At 32.2% G+C, this 17,032-nt stretch carries 18 protein-coding genes and 3 tRNA genes; 8 read left to right on the top strand and 13 right to left on the bottom strand.

The window, feature by feature from the left end; all coding sequences use genetic code 11:
* Positions 1-19: 19 nt before the first annotated feature.
* The 9 genes from OD917_RS05070 to tgt form a co-directional block, all read right to left on the bottom strand.
* Positions 20-685 carry a response regulator transcription factor gene (locus tag OD917_RS05070; RefSeq protein WP_263522460.1) on the bottom strand — a complete coding sequence of 222 codons (666 nt, stop codon included), beginning with the start codon at positions 683-685 and terminating at the stop codon, positions 20-22.
* A gap of 115 nt (positions 686-800) precedes the next feature.
* Positions 801-1,592, bottom strand: a complete 792-nt coding sequence (locus OD917_RS05065; protein WP_263522459.1) for a sensor histidine kinase — start codon at positions 1,590-1,592, stop codon at positions 801-803.
* Between the two features lie 18 nt (positions 1,593-1,610).
* Positions 1,611-2,246 carry a hypothetical protein gene (locus tag OD917_RS05060; RefSeq protein ID WP_263522458.1) on the bottom strand — a complete coding sequence of 212 codons (636 nt, stop codon included), beginning with the start codon at positions 2,244-2,246 and terminating at the stop codon, positions 1,611-1,613.
* Between the two features lie 2 nt (positions 2,247-2,248).
* On the bottom strand, positions 2,249-2,587 hold the full coding sequence (locus OD917_RS05055; RefSeq protein WP_263522457.1) for a hypothetical protein: 339 nt from the start codon (positions 2,585-2,587) through the stop codon (positions 2,249-2,251).
* 164 nt (positions 2,588-2,751) lie between these two features.
* Complete coding sequence (gene dnaB / locus OD917_RS05050) at positions 2,752-4,296, bottom strand: replicative DNA helicase (RefSeq protein WP_095931682.1); 1,545 nt, start codon at positions 4,294-4,296, stop codon at positions 2,752-2,754.
* Between the two features lie 140 nt (positions 4,297-4,436).
* Positions 4,437-5,390, bottom strand: a complete 954-nt coding sequence (locus OD917_RS05045; RefSeq protein ID WP_111285976.1) for an acetyl-CoA carboxylase carboxyltransferase subunit alpha — start codon at positions 5,388-5,390, stop codon at positions 4,437-4,439.
* 112 nt (positions 5,391-5,502) lie between these two features.
* A complete protein-coding gene (locus OD917_RS05040) occupies positions 5,503-6,393 on the bottom strand; it encodes a DMT family transporter (protein ID WP_263522454.1) in 891 nt (296 codons plus the stop codon).
* Positions 6,380-7,468, bottom strand: a complete 1,089-nt coding sequence (locus tag OD917_RS05035) for an LptF/LptG family permease (protein WP_263522453.1) — start codon at positions 7,466-7,468, stop codon at positions 6,380-6,382. Before OD917_RS05035 ends, OD917_RS05040 begins: the two co-directional genes overlap by 14 nt.
* A gap of 102 nt (positions 7,469-7,570) precedes the next feature.
* Positions 7,571-8,701: a tRNA guanosine(34) transglycosylase Tgt gene (tgt, locus tag OD917_RS05030; protein WP_129748101.1), complete on the bottom strand. Its 1,131-nt coding sequence runs from the start codon at positions 8,699-8,701 to the stop codon at positions 7,571-7,573.
* 294 nt (positions 8,702-8,995) lie between these two features.
* On the opposite strand from tgt, the gene OD917_RS05025 reads away from it, so the two are divergent.
* The 3 genes from OD917_RS05025 (at position 8,996) to OD917_RS05015 (ending at position 11,423) form a co-directional block, all read left to right on the top strand.
* The gene (locus OD917_RS05025) at positions 8,996-9,295 is read left to right on the top strand and encodes a hypothetical protein (protein ID WP_263522452.1); all 300 of its coding nucleotides are present in this window, start codon (positions 8,996-8,998) and stop codon (positions 9,293-9,295) included.
* A 249-nt stretch (positions 9,296-9,544) separates the two neighbouring features.
* A complete protein-coding gene (locus OD917_RS05020; protein ID WP_263522451.1) occupies positions 9,545-10,396 on the top strand; it encodes a transketolase in 852 nt (283 codons plus the stop codon).
* A gap of 73 nt (positions 10,397-10,469) precedes the next feature.
* Positions 10,470-11,423, top strand: a complete 954-nt coding sequence (locus tag OD917_RS05015; protein WP_263522450.1) for a transketolase family protein — start codon at positions 10,470-10,472, stop codon at positions 11,421-11,423.
* A 175-nt stretch (positions 11,424-11,598) separates the two neighbouring features.
* Here OD917_RS05015 and OD917_RS05010 read toward each other — a convergent pair whose 3' ends face one another.
* Positions 11,599-12,768 carry an FKBP-type peptidyl-prolyl cis-trans isomerase gene (locus OD917_RS05010; protein ID WP_263522449.1) on the bottom strand — a complete coding sequence of 390 codons (1,170 nt, stop codon included), beginning with the start codon at positions 12,766-12,768 and terminating at the stop codon, positions 11,599-11,601.
* Between the two features lie 79 nt (positions 12,769-12,847).
* Here OD917_RS05010 and OD917_RS05005 point away from each other — a divergent pair, with 79 nt between their 5' ends.
* Both OD917_RS05005 and OD917_RS05000 read left to right on the top strand, forming a co-directional pair.
* Complete coding sequence (locus tag OD917_RS05005; RefSeq protein WP_263522447.1) at positions 12,848-13,249, top strand: RNA-binding S4 domain-containing protein; 402 nt, start codon at positions 12,848-12,850, stop codon at positions 13,247-13,249.
* A gap of 64 nt (positions 13,250-13,313) precedes the next feature.
* Positions 13,314-13,814, top strand: a complete 501-nt coding sequence (locus tag OD917_RS05000; RefSeq protein ID WP_263522446.1) for a phosphoribosyltransferase domain-containing protein — start codon at positions 13,314-13,316, stop codon at positions 13,812-13,814.
* Here OD917_RS05000 and OD917_RS04995 read toward each other — a convergent pair.
* Complete coding sequence (locus OD917_RS04995) at positions 13,806-14,324, bottom strand: shikimate kinase (RefSeq protein WP_111285958.1); 519 nt, start codon at positions 14,322-14,324, stop codon at positions 13,806-13,808. The two genes, OD917_RS05000 and OD917_RS04995, sit on opposite strands and share 9 nt — an antisense overlap.
* Before the next feature lie 126 nt (positions 14,325-14,450).
* Here OD917_RS04995 and OD917_RS04990 point away from each other — a divergent pair.
* From OD917_RS04990 to OD917_RS04980, 3 genes are all read left to right on the top strand, one after another.
* Positions 14,451-14,523, top strand: a tRNA-Lys gene (locus tag OD917_RS04990).
* 40 nt (positions 14,524-14,563) lie between these two features.
* A tRNA-Lys gene (locus OD917_RS04985) sits at positions 14,564-14,636 on the top strand.
* Between the two features lie 44 nt (positions 14,637-14,680).
* A tRNA-Leu gene (locus OD917_RS04980) sits at positions 14,681-14,763 on the top strand.
* 158 nt (positions 14,764-14,921) lie between these two features.
* Here OD917_RS04980 and OD917_RS04975 read toward each other — a convergent pair.
* Together OD917_RS04975 and OD917_RS04970 are read right to left on the bottom strand one after the other, a co-directional pair.
* Positions 14,922-15,734 (bottom strand): hypothetical protein, encoded by an 813-nt coding sequence (locus OD917_RS04975; protein ID WP_263522445.1) that lies wholly within the window; start codon positions 15,732-15,734, stop codon positions 14,922-14,924.
* Between the two features lie 683 nt (positions 15,735-16,417).
* Complete coding sequence (locus OD917_RS04970; protein ID WP_263522444.1) at positions 16,418-17,008, bottom strand: hypothetical protein; 591 nt, start codon at positions 17,006-17,008, stop codon at positions 16,418-16,420.
* Positions 17,009-17,032 lie beyond the last annotated feature (24 nt).

The following is a 17,032-nucleotide window of genomic DNA, read 5'->3' as shown; positions in this document are numbered from 1 at the left end:
TTTTTGACAGCATAATTTTTTAGATTGTCAAATCTGCTAAATCGTTTTGAATGGCATACACAACCAAGCCAGCAATATTGCGCGATTCTGTTTTAAGCAGCAAATTATTTCTGTGTCCTTCAATAGTTCTAGGACTTAAAAACAGCTGCTCGGCAATTTCGGCAGTTGTTTTCTGCTGACAGATTAATTGGAGAACTTCTACTTCGCGAGGCGAAAGGAAACTCGTATCTAAACCGCCTTTAGTATTTTTAGGAGAAACTATAGTTTCCTGAATTGTTTTTAAAACATTTTCATTATAGTAGAATCCTTTAGCCGCTACTTCTCTAATTGTTAGAATTAAATCTTTTGGAGTAGTATTTTTAATTAAATAAGCAACAGCTCCAACCTGAATCATATTAGCAATGAATGATTTCGTATCATAACTTGTTAGTGCAATTATTTTGATATCAGGAAACGCCTTTCGAATAATTTTAGTGGCCTCGACACCATTTAAAACCGGCATCTTTAAGTCCATAATAATTATATCGGGTTTGACTTCGTTTTCATTTAACTGAGAAATTAGATCTTCTCCGTTTGAGGCCTCGAAAATAACTTCTACATTTTCTTCTCTCTGCAATAAGAAAGAAATTCCTTTTCGAAACAAAATTTCATCATCGACTAAGGCAATTTTAATAGTGGCATTCATCTTTTTGGATTTTGGTCGTTTAGTTTGGTATCCCGAAATTACAAAATATGATTAATAAATAGCCAAAACATGCCATTTTATCGACTAAAAACCTTATTAAAGTTCTAAATTCGATCTAAAAAGTAAAATTTACTGCGATTCCGTTATTAATTTCAGAGGTAATTTTAATAGTTCCTTCCAAAAATGATATTCGGCTATCGATATTTTTCATTCCTAAACCTTTTTGATTTTCTGCATTTGAACTATCAAAACCAATTCCGTTATCTTCATAATTACATGTATTTACCCCTTCATTATTGGTAAAAGAAATCCAAATTTCGGTTGCTTTTCCATGACGAAGCGAATTATTCATTAATTCCTGAAGAATTCTAAAAATATGCAAATGTCTGTCGAGATCATTGTCGTCAAAATCGATTTCATTTTTATAATGCGTTTTGACAGATTTACTGGTTTCAAATTCCTCGCATAATTCTTCTATTCCTGCATTTAATCCAAATTTTTCAAAAACAGGAGGCAAAAGATTATGGGCAATTTTTCTAGAATTTTCTAAAGCTTTAGTAGTTAAATTGATTATATTCTCGGTTATTTCAGCCGTTTCAGTTTCTGTAAGATTTGGCGCAGTAAGCAAATGGCTATTTAATGAAACAATATTTAATTTCGAACTGATATCATCATGAAGATCTTGTGCAATTCTTTTACGTTCTTCTTCCTGCGTAATAATAACAGCATGCAATTGTTCTCTTTGATATCTAAGTATTAAATCTACTTTTTCTAATTCTTTCTGAATGATTTTTTGCCTAGAAAAGTAAAAGAAAATAATTAAAACTACCGCAACAATCATAAAGAAAAGTGAGGTATATAAAATAATAGCAACAATTTCTTTTTCTGGTATTGAATGGAGACTCATATTATGAATTGAAATATTTTAATTAGTTAAATTTTTCGTTTTTGAAAAACTCACTTTCCATTCTACAATCATCGAAAAATAAAATGCTCCAACTAAAAATGCATTTAATCTCCAACTCAAATATTTAAATTCATTTGACAAGTTATGCGTTAAATTCCCTACCAACAATAATACTGTCGAAGCAAGCATAAAAGCTACAACTCCAATCGAAAAATAATAGTAGGTTTTATTATCGCCAAGCATATTATAAAAATGCATCAAAGCAAAAATAAGGACTAACAATGAACAGATTGTGATTTCAAACAAGTTAAATTTATAGATCTGTTTTGGGTCATTATATAATTGAATAAAAATGATCAGTAGAGCCAAAATCATACTCCAAACTACCACTTTTTTTTGTGCCTGAATTTTAAATAATGATTTATAAAAAAGTCCTAATAATATCATCTGTCCAATGACAAATGTATTCATCAACAATAAATTATTTAAACGCATATGATACATGACTTCCATAGAAATCTGAATGACAAAGCTAAAAACAATATATATAATGAAAAAGACATTAGCTTTTTCCTTACGGAAAAAGCTATATGTATATAATATCAAACTTATAAATAAAATGATATAAGAAGAATATATTAAAAAATCATCCATTTTTATGCCATCGGACTAGCTGGATCACCATAAGGAGGACATGGACGGCTAGTGTCATAAACAACTTCGCTTCCCTCGCATCCTTCAGATACGCCCACATTAAATACATCTACATAAATACCGGTTTTTTTGTCCAGTTTTGTACCCACAAACATTAAAGTCTGTTCTCCTGCATTGTTAATACCTTTGTATGCTCTAACGGCATCAATGTCTTGCTTTAATACTAATCTCAAAGCATCTAAAGGGATTAAGTAAGCGTCAATTTTACCTTTACCTTCTTCAACCTCTTTAGGTGAATCACGGTATTTTTTTGCCCAACTTTTACCTTCCTCTAAAGGCACTTCAACACTTCCTAGATTAAAATCATTCATAATTTACATTTGTTAATTGGTTAATAATTTAAAAAAATTAATAGTTTCTGATTGGTTTAGCTAAACTACTGATTTTTATTAGACGATTAACATAAAAACATAAAAAAAGCCTTAATAATAAGGCTTTTTAACTTTTAAAATGGAACATCACTATCGTCGTCATCGTCATTTAAATTGCTTCCGAAAGCTTCGTTAGCAGATGGTAAATTTTTAGTTATGAAAGGATTATCATCGTGATTCATTTTTGACGGTAAATCATCATAACCTCCCGTAAACTCTTCAAGATTATCAAACTTACCTAAATGTCCTAAGAATTTCAGACGAATATTCTCCAAACCACCGTTACGGTGCTTGGCTATAATAAATTCAGCTTGACCTTGTGTAGAAGAAGCTTCATCATCATCCCATTCTTCAATTTTATAATATTCAGGACGATAGATAAAGGATACGATATCGGCATCCTGCTCAATCGCTCCAGATTCACGAAGATCCGAAAGAAGCGGACGTTTACTAGAACCACGGGTTTCAACGGCACGCGATAACTGAGAAAGTGCAATTACCGGAACGTTAAGCTCTTTTGCCAAAGCCTTTAAGTTTCGGGAAATTGTCGAAATCTCCTGCTCACGGTTTCCTCCTCCTTTCCCACTACCTCCAGCAGTCATTAACTGCAAGTAGTCAATAATAATTAGTTTGATTCCGTGCTGAGAAGCCAAACGACGACATTTTGCACGTAAATCGAATATCGAAAGCGAAGGTGTATCATCAATAAACAATGGGGCTTTTTCTAAGTTTTTTACTTTTGTACTTAATTGCTCCCATTCGTGTTTTTCTAATTTACCTGTTCTTAATTTTTCTGAAGACAATCCTGTTTCAGAAGAAATAAGCCTCGTAATTAACTGAACCGACGCCATCTCCAGAGAGAAAATCGCAACTGCATGTCCAAACTGAATACTCACGTTTCTCGCCATCGAAAGGACGAAAGCCGTTTTACCCATACCAGGACGAGCTGCAATAATAATTAAATCCGAAGGTTGCCATCCAGAAGTTACTTCATCCAGTTTCTCAAAACCTGTTGCAACTCCACTCAAACCTTCCTTACCAGCAATTTCTTCAATACGTTTTTTCGCCTGAAGAACCAAACTCTGAGCAGTCTCAGAACTACGCTTGATATTTCCCTGAGTTACTTCGTATAATTTAGATTCGGCTTTATCCAGCAAATCAAATACGTCTGTTGTCTCGTCATAAGATTCTTCAATAATTTCAGATGAAATTCGAATCAAACTTCTTTGAATAAATTTTTGAAGAATAATACGCGAGTGAAATTCGATATGCGCAGAAGAAGCAATTTTCTGCGTTAGCTGAATCAAATAAAAATCTCCTCCAGCTAGATCCAGCTTTCCGTTTTTCTTTAACTGTGTCGAAACCGTTAAAATATCAATTGGTTGAGTTTCTGTAAAAAGCTGTAAAATCGCCTCAAAAATATGTTTGTGCGCGTCTTTGTAAAAAGCATCAGGCTGTAAAATATCAATTACATCATCTACCCCTTTTTTATCAATCATCATCGCACCGAGAACAGCCTCTTCTAAGTCAATAACTTGAGGAGGAAGTTTACCTTTTTCTAAATTGATGATTGTGGTTTTGTCGACCTTAACGGGGTTTAAGTTTTTGAAATTTTCCATATAGCGAAAGTAGCAAAATTTAAAAAAAATCTGCTATCGAGTTATAACTAGTTTTATGTTTATAAATAAGTTTTTTTGTTAATAACCAAAAAAAAATCCGAAACCGTAGGGCTTCGGATTTTTAATCATATTATATGAATTTACTCTTTAAACTCGCCCATATTACTGTATTTATCCATTCTTTGGGCAATTAAATCGGCTGTTGATAAATCTTTCAATTCGTTATATCCTTTAGTAATATATTCCGCTACTGTTTTGAAAGTAGTTTCTCTGTCATAATGTGCTCCTCCTAGTGGTTCTGGAATTACATCATCAACTAATTTTTGTTTTTTCATGTCAGAAGAAGTCAATTTTAAAGCTTCTGCTGCACGCTCTTTGTATTCCCAGCTTTTCCATAAAATAGAAGAGCAAGATTCAGGAGAAATTACAGAGTACCAAGTATTTTCTAACATATAAACACGGTCTCCAACACCAATTCCTAACGCTCCTCCAGAAGCACCTTCACCCACAATAATTGTGATAATTGGCACTTGCAGACGAACCATTTCGAAAATGTTTCTAGCGATAGCTTCTCCTTGTCCTCTTTCTTCAGCTTCAAGTCCTGGATATGCACCCGGAGTATCTACTAAAGTTAAAACTGGAATTCCAAATTTCTCTGCCATTTTCATTAAACGCAAAGCTTTACGGTATCCTTCAGGATTAGCCATACCAAAATTACGGTACTGACGTGTTTTTGTATTAAAACCTTTTTGCTGACCAATAATCATAAACGATTGTCCGTTTATTTTACCAAGACCGCCAACCATTGCTTTATCATCTTTAAAACCTCTGTCTCCATGAAGTTCTAAGAAAGTATCTCCGCAAATTGCTTTGATATAGTCTAAAGTATACGGTCTATTTGGGTGTCTTGACAATTGTACACGCTGCCAAGCCGTAAGGTTTTTATATATTTCTTTTTTAGTCTCTACTAATTTTTTATTGATTTCCTTGCACGTCGGGGTTACGTCAACGTCAGATTCTTTTCCAATAATAACACACTTTTCTAACTGTTCTTCAAGTTCTTTAATTGGAAGCTCAAAATCTAAATATTCCATGGATTTTTGAATTTTGTTTGTAAATCGAACCGCAAATATAAAAATATTATATCATTGGCGAAGTTAATTGTTATTTAAAGTATAAAAATGCATTTTAATAATAAGGAAACTATTACAAGTTTTCTTTCTTGTTCTGATAATGTTTGAAAACACCGTTTAGAATAACTGTTATGATTATTATAACAGCTCCGATATAAAATTCGACGCTCATTTTCTCTTTTCCTCCTAAGATAAAATAAGCCAAAACTATCCCATAAACTGGCTCTAAATTAGTAGTTAACATTACCGTATATGGCGTTAATCGCTGCATTACTTTTACCGAAGCTGTAAAGGCGTAAGCCGTACAAATTGAGGCTAAAATCAATAATAAAACCCAGTTATTTAAAGACATTTCAAAGAAATCTGGTGTGAATTTTCCTTGGAATAAAAAATAAATCGTAATAAAGAAAACCCCTGCTCCAAACTCATAAAAAGTAATTACAGAAGGCTCGTGATCTGAAATCAATTTACCATTCATTAAGGTAAATAGAACACCTAAAATGATTGCTGCTAAAGCGTAATAAACTCCTGTAAGATATTTAATTTCAACCTGAAGAATCAATCCTAATCCGGCAATGATTATAAGTCCGAAAAAAACTTCGTACCAAAGCACTTTTCTTCCATAAAATAATGGTTCTAATAAAGAAGCAAAAAAAGCTCCTAAAGAAAATATTGAAAGTGTTATTGAAACATTGGAAACATGAATTGCTTTAAAAAAGAAAATCCAGTGCAATGCAATCAATAAACCAACAAAAATTAGTTTGAAAAATTCTTTTATCGGAACTTGAAATGATTGTTTTTTAACTGCTATAAATCCGCCGAGAAAAATCATGGCAAGCAACATTCTATACCAAACTAAATTTTCGGCATCAATTGTAATTAAAGCGCCTAGAATGGCTGTAAAACCCCAGATAAAAACAATTAAGTGAAGATTTAAGTAACTTTTTAAATTATCGTTTCGCATTACGTAGTAAATAAACTGCTAAGATTCCGAAAACAATATTTGGAAACCAAACAGCTAATAAAGGTGAAAAAGTAGATTTTTCGGCAAGTGTACCAAATATTTTATCAAAGAATACAAATGAAAATGCAATTGCGATTCCAATAGCTAGATTCATTCCCATTCCGCCACGTCGCTTCATGGAAGAAACCGAAACTGCAATAATTGTTAAAATAAATGCCGAAACTGGAATACTATACTTTTTATAAAGAACAACTAAATAAGTGTTTATATTTCCTGACCCTCTTTTTCTTTCTTTCTCAATAAAATCAATTAATTTACCTAAAGTCAAAGTTTCTGCAATATAAACAACAGGAGTCAAATCGGCCAATTCGAACTTAAAGGCCATATTTTTTTCTGGAGACTTTTCAATTACATCATTTAAACCTCCAACTGTACGTTTTGTGTAGTCGTATAAAATGTAAATCTTTTTCTTCGGATCCCATTTAATACGGCTTGCCGTAATTTTATAGGTCAATTTTTCTTTTTCAAAATGTTCCAAAGAAAAGTTGAAAGCTGTTTTAGACTCTTCATTAAAACTGTTTACAAAAATAAAATCGTGATCGTTAATCTGTCTGTAAACATTAGTATTTTCTCCACGCATGAGTTCTTTCCCATTTCCTTTTAAATAGGTATATCTAAAATTATTATACCCTTCACTTGCAGCTGGAACAATAAAAAATCCCATTAGCAAAACAAAAATAGAAACGATTGTTGCTCCTATAATATAAGGACGCAAGAAACGCGTAAATGAAATTCCAGAACTTAAAATGGCAATAATCTCTGTATTATTGGCTAATTTCGAAGTAAACCAAATTACCGATAAAAACAAAAATATCGGAAACAGTGAATTAATAAAGTAAATCGTAAAATTGTAATAATAGAAAGCAATATCTCCAAACGGAATCTTGTTTTCAAGCATTTTATTTACTTTTTCAGAAACGTCAATTACGATTCCGATTGGTGCAAATAAAAGCAACATCACAGAGAAAGTTCCCAGATATCTTTTTAAGATGTATTTATCTATTATTGAAAGCATATAGTTTTTTGTTTCAAGTTTTAAAAGTTTCAGGTTTCACGTTTCAAGTTTCAGGTTACACTGAGCAACTTGAAACTTGAAACTAAAAAAACTTGAAACTTTTTATAGTCTTTGGCTCATATTTTTAACCATCATTTCTTTCCATGGTCTAAAATCGCCCGCTAAGATATGTTTTCTAGCTTCACGAACCAACCACATATAAAACCCAAGATTATGAATGGTCGCAATTTGTTTTCCTAAATATTCATTAGCAGCAAACAAGTGACGTAAATAAGCCTTTGTATATTCTGTATCAACAAAAGTGTGTCCCATTTCGTCGATTGGAGAAAAGTCAGCTTCCCATTTTTTATTTTTGATATTGATTGTTCCATTTGCTGTAAACAACATACCGTTTCTTGCATTACGAGTTGGCATAACGCAATCGAACATATCAATTCCTAACGCGATATTTTCTAAAATATTAATTGGAGTTCCAACCCCCATTAAATAACGAGGTTTATCTTCTGGAAGAATTTCGCAAACAACTTCTGTCATTGCGTACATTTCTTCAGCAGGTTCACCTACAGAAAGTCCGCCAATTGCATTTCCTTGCTGTCCTGCATTAGCGATATATTCAGCCGACTGGCGACGTAAATCTTTATAAGTACTTCCTTGAACAATCGGGAAAAATGTTTGTTCATAGCCATATTTATAAGGCACTTTATCCAAATGATTAATACAACGGTCCAACCAGCGATGTGTCATGTGCATTGAACGTTGCGCATATCTGTAATCGCAAGGATAAGGCGTACATTCGTCAAAAGCCATAATGATATCAGCACCAATTGTACGCTGAATTTCCATTACGTTTTCTGGTGTAAAAAAGTGATAAGAGCCATCGATATGCGATTTAAACTTTACTCCTTCTTCTTTAATTTTTCTATTTGAAGAAAGAGAATATACCTGATATCCTCCTGAATCGGTCAAGATATTACGATCCCAGTTCATGAATTTATGCAATCCACCTGCTTTTTCAAGAATTTCAGTTTGCGGACGTAAATATAAATGATAGGTATTTCCAAGAATAATATCCGGATTAATTTCTTCTTTAAGTTCACGCTGATGCACACCTTTTACAGATGCAACCGTTCCAACTGGCATAAAAATAGGAGTTTCTATAACTCCATGATCAGTAGTAATACTTCCCGCTCTCGCTTTCGACTGCGGATCTTTCTGTAATAAATCAAACTTCATAAATTCGTTTTTCTCCCGATCGTCCGGGACGGCAAAGATAGTTTAATTTCAGGAAAATTTTATTAATTAGATAATTTGTCAATTAGAAAAATTAGATAATGTTTTCTTAATTTGAAAATTGGATTTTTAACATTTGATACTACAAATTCATTTTGAAGGTTTCTCCGCACTAATAACTTCTTTTAAACATAAAAACCAAATGTAAAAACTGCAACTTCTATCATTTTAAATATAACATCAAAAGAATACAGATTCTCTAACTTTAAATTATTAATTTTTAAAGTCTTAGAAATCATGATAAATTCAGAAGAAAAGTTAGATCAAATAAAGGATGACCAAATTGAAAGAAATCTTGAAAACATGGATTATCCGGCAAACGAAGATATATACAATCAGGATAACAAACTGGAGGATATTAATCCTGAAGAAATTTCGGGCGAAGATATCATTAATCAGAACAATCACGAATGGAAACAAAACAGCGATAAAATCGGTAACGATTTGGATATTCCAGGATCTGAGTTAGATGATCAACAAGAAGATATTGGTTCTGAAGATGAAGAAAACAATTATTATAGCGAAAGTGATAATTGACACTGTTATACTTAATAGAAATTTCAAATTTAAAAGTCCTGCAAAAAACAGGATTTTTTTATTTATTAATTTAAAATTGTAAAAAACACACTTATAAAGTCTTTAGAAGCAAAACTTCCGTTATATTTTTTTACGGAATCCGAAAAAAACGGCTAAATTTAACAATTGCTATGTAACTAAAGCATAAAATCATTTGTCTGCCCACAAAATAAAAATTACTTTTGCTTCAGTTTAACTTTTACATATAAAATGAAGCCTAACACACAACAATTAAGCGATTTAACGATCCAAGTAAGAAGAGATATTCTTAGAATGGTACATGCTGTAAACTCTGGACACCCAGGTGGTTCTTTAGGTTGTACTGAATTTTTGGTTACATTATACCAAAACATTATGGAACGCAAAGAAGGTTTTGATATGAATGGAATTGGAGAAGATTTATTTTTCCTTTCAAATGGACATATCTCACCAGTATTCTATAGCGTTTTAGCTAGAAGCGGATACTTCCCTATTTCAGAACTTGCAACTTTCAGATTATTAGATTCTCGTTTACAAGGACACCCAACGACTCACGAAGGTTTACCTGGAGTTCGTATTGCATCTGGTTCATTAGGACAAGGTTTATCTGTAGCTTTAGGAGCAGCGCAAGCTAAAAAATTAAACGGTGATAATCACTTAATTTATACTTTACACGGAGACGGAGAATTGCAAGAAGGCCAAAACTGGGAAGCAATTATGTACGCATCTGCTAAAAAAGTAGACAACTTAATCGCAACAGTTGACGTTAACGGAAAACAAATTGACGGAACAACTGATGAAGTTTTACCAATGGGAAGCCTACGTGCTAAATTTGAAGCTTTTGATTGGGATGTTTTAGAAATCAAAGAAGGAAACAACATCGACGCTATCATCGCAGGATTGACTGATGCTAAATCTAGAACAGGAAAAGGAAAACCAGTTTGTATTTTATTATATACTGAAATGGGTAACGGAGTAGATTTCATGATGCATACACACGCTTGGCACGGTAAAGCTCCTAACAACGATCAGTTAGCAGCTGCATTAGCTCAAAATTACTCTAAAGATCAAGTTGATTACTAAAAACAGCTTTAAGCTTTAAGCCATAAGCAATATGCTTATTGCCTAATGCCTATTGCATACAGCAAAAATAGAAATGAAAAAATACGAAAATACAGGAAGCAAAGATACTCGTTCTGGTTTTGGAGCGGGAATGACTGAACTAGGTCAAAAAAATGAAAATGTTGTAGCGTTATGCGCTGACTTAATTGGATCATTAAAATTTGATGAATTCAAAAAAAATCACCCAGAGCGCTTTTTCCAAATCGGTATTGCAGAAGCAAACATGATTGGAATTGCGGCAGGATTAACTATTGGAGGAAAAATTCCTTTTACTGGAACATTTGCTAACTTCTCTACAGGAAGAGTTTACGACCAAATTCGTCAATCTGTTGCTTACTCAGATAAAAATGTAAAAATCTGTGCTTCTCACGCTGGTTTAACTTTAGGAGAAGACGGAGCAACGCACCAAATCTTAGAAGATATTGGTTTAATGAAAATGTTGCCAGGAATGACTGTAATCAACACTTGCGATTACAATCAAACTAAAGCTGCAACTTTAGCATTAGCAGATCACCACGGTCCGGCTTACTTACGTTTTGGTCGTCCAGTTGTGCCTAACTTTACTCCTGCTGACGAACCATTTGTAATTGGAAAAGCAATTTTATTAAATGAAGGAACTGATGTAACTATTATTGCAACAGGACACTTAGTTTGGGAAGCTCTTATTGCGGCTGAAGCTCTTGAAGCAAAAGGAATTTCTGCTGAAGTAATCAATATCCACACTATTAAACCTCTTGATGAAGAAGCAATTCTAAAATCTGTTGCTAAAACAAGATGTGTAGTAACTGCAGAAGAACACAACTACCTTGGAGGTCTTGGAGAAAGCGTTTCTGGAGTATTAGCTTTAAACAATCCAACTCCACAAGAATTTGTAGCAGTAAAAGATAGTTTTGGAGAATCTGGAACTCCAGAGCAATTAATGGAAAAATACAAATTAAACAATCAAGCAATTGTTGAAGCTGTAGAAAGAGTAATTAAAAGAAAATAATTTTAGTTTTCTTACTTTATAGAAAAACCTCGGAATTTAGATTTCGGGGTTTTTTATTTTTCAAAATACACATTCTCAAAATCTTCTACAGAAATCTTTCCTTTCATAAGTAGAAAATATTAGGCATAAAAAAAACCTGAAATCGCTTTCAGGTTTTAATTTATAATTTAGAGTTTTAATTCTGTTTTATCGGATAAGTTTTATCTAAATGAATTCTTAATCTTCCGCTAGCCGTATAATCTTCCTCAATATATTTTCTAACATTAGTTGAAGATTCAGGTTTTGAAGGATCTGTAAGAGCTCCTGTAGGTCTTCTAGGAATTCCTCTCGGTTCCGTTTCATCAACATTTGGTGTTGCTGGATTATCTACCATTGGATCCCAAGGATAATAAAGCCTGATTCCATAATTAATACCATCAACTATACCAACTTCACCTGTAGGTTTTGTAAGCTCAAATCTAGTTGTAAATCCGTCTCCATCATCATCAAGATCAACAAAGTCTGCGATTCCGTCACCATCAGTATCATCAATTAAATTTGCTGGAGGATTAGGATATTTAGTTGTATTTCTAAAATCATAAAGATAACCATCACCATTAACATCTTCTAAATAATCAGGAACGCCATCACCAACAAAAACTCTTCCACTGCTTGTTGTATTATATTCATTATCCATTCTTTGAAGATCGAATAATTTGAAACTAAAGTAAATTGGTGTATAGGCAGGAATAGCGCTTCCGCTACCCGAAGCATAATAAGCTAAACCTGAAGGCAAAAACATTACACCAGCACCAAAATCACTATACGTAATTGAACCATCATCGCCAGTTGTAGAAGTTCCTGTTTTAAATTTCGGAAAAATCTCTGACCAGCCTTCTATCACAGTATTTGTGTTTGCATATGGAAATAAATTAGCTGTAAAAGGAATTCCATACGAAGAATCCGCCATCGTTCCGTTTAACAAATAACAGTTATATGCTGTAGAAATCTTATCGGTATTAGTCGGGTTCTGACCAGACCCTTCTCTTAAAATTAAATAATATACTTTATAAGTAATATCATCACTATAAACATCTCTTGATGCTAATGTGTAAGTCGTTTGGTCCCAGATAGAAGTTTGCGTTCCGCCAGCTGGAATTTTTGATATTTTAACATCAAAATCAGTGGTAACTGATTCAATATAATTGGTTTTTAAAAATTTCACAATAGAATCATTATCTGCTTTATACTGCTCTGCAAAATCTCTCAACGGAACTGTTGACGAATCATCGTCATCACTTTTATTACAAGAAACGATGGCGATACCAGCAAGTAGTAAAACAAAATAATATTTAAATTTATTCATTATTATCATTTTTTTAGGTGCGCAAGATACAATATTGATTTATTTTTGTAAAGAATTTAACTTGGATTTTAGAAAAATTATGAGAATAGATAAATACTTGTGGTGCGTTCGTTATTACAAGACCAGAAACATGGTTACTGAAGCTTGCAAAAAGAATCAGATCACTGTAAATGGGCAAGTTGCAAAACCTTCAAAAGAAGTTTTTCCTACAGACCGAATTACATTTAGAAAAGATCAAATTACACAAATTATAACAGTTTTAGACATACCGCAAAATCGTGTTGGTGCAAAATTGGTAGATCTTTATCAAAAAAATGAAACTCCACCAGAAGCTTTTGCACATTTAGAATTATTAAAACTATCTAAAGAACATTCTAGAAGAACTGGCGCAGGACGTCCAACCAAAAAAGACCGAAGAGACATTGATGATTATGGAGACGACGTTTATGATGACGAAGAAGAAGAGCATGATGAAAATTAAATCCTAAAATTGGATTTTGAAATTTTGGAATTTTAATTAATTATCTTAGCAAAAAAAATACAACATGAGTAACAATATTATTCTAACCCACGAGGAAATCGAACATAAAATAAAACGTATCGCTTATCAAATTTACGAGACTTTTGTAAACGAAGAAGAAGTTGTTATTGCGGGAATTGCTTCTAACGGATTTGTTTTTGCCGAAAAAATTGCTTCGGTACTTAGCAGTATTTCAACCTTAAAAGTTTCAATCTGTGAAGTAAAAGTAAACAAACAAAATCCGCAAGAAGCGATACAAACTTCATTAAGCCCTGAAGAATATAAAGATAAAGGACTCGTGCTAGTTGATGATGTCCTAAACTCAGGAACCACATTAATCTATGCTGTTCGTCATTTCTTAGACGTTCCGCTTAAAAAATTCAAAACAGCAGTACTTGTTGACCGAAATCATAAAAAATATCCAGTAAAGGCAGATTTCAAAGGAATTTCGCTTTCTACCTCTTTATTAGAACACGTTCAAGTTGTTTTCAATTCTGAAAACGGCGATTACGCTTCATTAAGCTAAGATTTCTAAAATATCCTGAACCGTTTCTTCGACAGATTTATCATCAACCGACACTTTATGTTTCGCTTGATTGTAATAAAAACTTCTGTCGAACAAATGTTTCGCGATAAACTCTTTCATTTCCTCTTCGTTCATATTTGCAATCAAAGGGCGTTTGCTTTTATTGTGAACCAATCTACTATATAAGGTATCAATAGACGCCTTTAAATATATAGATACAACATCATCTCCTTTTAATAATTCATGATTATTGGCATAACATGGAGTTCCTCCTCCAAGACCAATAATATTATTTTCTGAAGATTGCAGCAATTCGACGAACATTTCGTGTTCTAATTTTCGAAAATACACTTCTCCATGCTTCTCAAAAATCTCATTTATGGATAAATTTGCTCTTTCTTCGATGCATTTATCTAAATCTAAGAATGGAATATTTGTAATTTTTGACAAATTTTGGGCGATTGTCGACTTTCCGCAGCCCATATAACCTAACAACACTATTTTTTTCATATTAATAAAACCTTATAAACTAAGCGATTGGAGATTTTTCCAAAAAAAAGACAAATTTATGATAAAATAGCTTGGAAACTTCAAAAAAAACTCCTTATATTTGCACCCGCATTCAAGAAATTAAATGACTCGATAGCTCAGTCGGTAGAGCACATCACTTTTAATGATGGGGTCCTGGGTTCGAGCCCCAGTCGGGTCACAAATTTTGTGATTAACAAATTAGATTTCTTGAAAGCAATGACTCGATAGCTCAGTCGGTAGAGCACATCACTTTTAATGATGGGGTCCTGGGTTCGAGCCCCAGTCGGGTCACAAAAGGTCGGGTAATTTATTTTACTCGACCTTTTTTCTTTTAAGGCCATGTGGAGAAACGGTAGACTCGCCATCTTGAGGGGGTGGTGCTCGCAAGGGCGTGAGGGTTCAAATCCCTCCATGGTCACTATAAAATTTAAAAAGCCTTTAAAATGTATATTTTGCAGGCTTTTTTATGGTTTGAAAATCGTTGCGGTATTTTTTGATTTTTACAAAGGTCAGTGTTTACAAGCAATTTAGTTTCGAACCCCGTCAGGTATATCGTTTTTGCTAATAGGTTATTTTTTATAAATCAGTATTATAATATAGGTCTACAATTGAATTATCTAAAGTGTCAATATGAAATCCAGAATTCATATTATAATAATCATAAATTGTATAAAAACCTTCTAACTTCTCATTACTATTATAATGAAAGCCTACACTATCTACTCTTAATCCATCATACCATTCATCGTTAGCTTTACCATAGTCTAAGCGGCCTATTCTACTCAAAATTTGTTGATAATTTTCATTATAGTAATTAATTAAATCTTTATGGGAATTATTTATCCAAGATAAATGCGAGTTTGTTTTTTCAATAAATTTAGTAATGCTACTTTCTTTTTCTATACTAAATTCAACCTCTTCATTTAATACTTTTTTATTTAACAATATTATATCATTAAAGTCTGATTTTATACTTACTATAATAAAATATACTTCCTCATTAAATATAAAGTCGTTTCTCAATAATGTTTGAGGTAGATTTCTTTTTTTAGCAGTTCTTAAATCTCTATATTCAACTAATTTATAATGACTCACTTTAAATAAATCTTCTACTTTATTTAATAGATGTTTCCATTTCAACTTATTTAAGTAATTTAATTTGTTTGAGGATAAATGGGTTTTAATAAATTTTCTACATTCCCATTTCCAGCCTAATTCATAATAAATTTTAGCAAGTAGATAACTTTGATTTTGATCTTTGCTATAATTTTCAAGTTCGTACATAATATCGAAGAGGGATTCTGCACTCTTTGTGGCATTATATAGACTTCCTTTCTTATGTTTATGGAAATCTTCTTTTGCTAGTTTATATCTTTTGTATATGTTCATAAAATTACCACTAACTTGTATATTTGTATGACATAGTCATATAAGTCATCCCCATTTCGGGTACATATGCTCGATAACGTAATACTTAATTTTAAATCAAATATATTGATAATTCTTTGTAACACATCAAATGAACTCGATGCTTCGTTAATAATTAATGAAAATGAGATCTAAAGTGCTATAAAAAAACTTCATAGTTGTTTTATTAATAAGAGATAAGATTTGAAATAAATATGAATTTTCATAAAATCTAAAATTTAGATTTTATTCAAAATCTCTAGATCTTCCAATAAATGGTTCGAATTCTGTACCGCCAAGGTCACTATAAAATTTAAAAAGCCTGCAAAATAAACATTTTGCAGGCTTTTTTATGATTCGAAAATCCTTTCATAATTTTTTAATTTTCACAAAGCTACTGTTTACAGGTAATTTTGGTTCGAATCCCATCAAGGATTTTTTTCTACATAGATTATGTAGTTGATATCATTTTAGATTTCTCTCTTTTTTTTAAGTTCAAAGTCATGATTAACGTTCTGGTACTACAGCGGGTTTGGGACTAAATTAAGCCCATTATTCGGATTTGCCAAACATCCCAAATACAAAACCATCTTTCCATTAAGCCAATTGCCCAAATCCGTTGTAGTAGCTGTTGGCAGAAGTATTTTTAATTCGGCAGGTTGTGTTTATTTTTTCTTTTTATAATTAACCCATTTCATAGGTTCTTTAATTTTCTTATTGAATAGTCTATTTAAATTTGGTTGATGTAATCTTTTATCAAATGAATTGTATATTGCATTTCTCATAGCCAATTCAAAGGCTAAAAAATCTGAATCAGTTGGATGGCTACTACCACCAATAATTTCAATGGTAACTTTTTTTAAATCTTTTCTATGGCATTCAAAAAAAACTATAAATCGTTTTGCTGACTCAATGATACTTGTTCTATAGTTATTTGGAATTTCTTCTCCACTTATATTCCAAATTATTTCTGATTTGTTTTTAGTCGAAAGAGAAAGTTTAATTTTAACATGTCCATAACGAGACCTACCATTTGGAGTTATAAGAGTTCCTTCACCATATAATTCAATAATATCTTGATTTATAATGTTTTTATCTAATTGTTGAAAAAAATTAAAAGAATTATTTCTATATAATTCCTCATCCGAAAGTACTGAATTATTGTTTTTTTTACATGATTCGTTAGCAACTTCTTTATTTGAAGTTACATTATTTTTTTTAAAAAATAAGTTTAAAACAAAATCAAGTATTTTCATGTTAAGAAATTTCATGTGTAATAT

Origin of the sequence: Flavobacterium sp. SH_e (genome assembly GCF_025717045.1) — a bacterium.
GTDB lineage: Bacteria > Bacteroidota > Bacteroidia > Flavobacteriales > Flavobacteriaceae > Flavobacterium.
The sequence above is the reverse complement of the archived record's forward strand: the minus strand, read 5'-3'. Positions and strand labels throughout refer to the sequence as shown.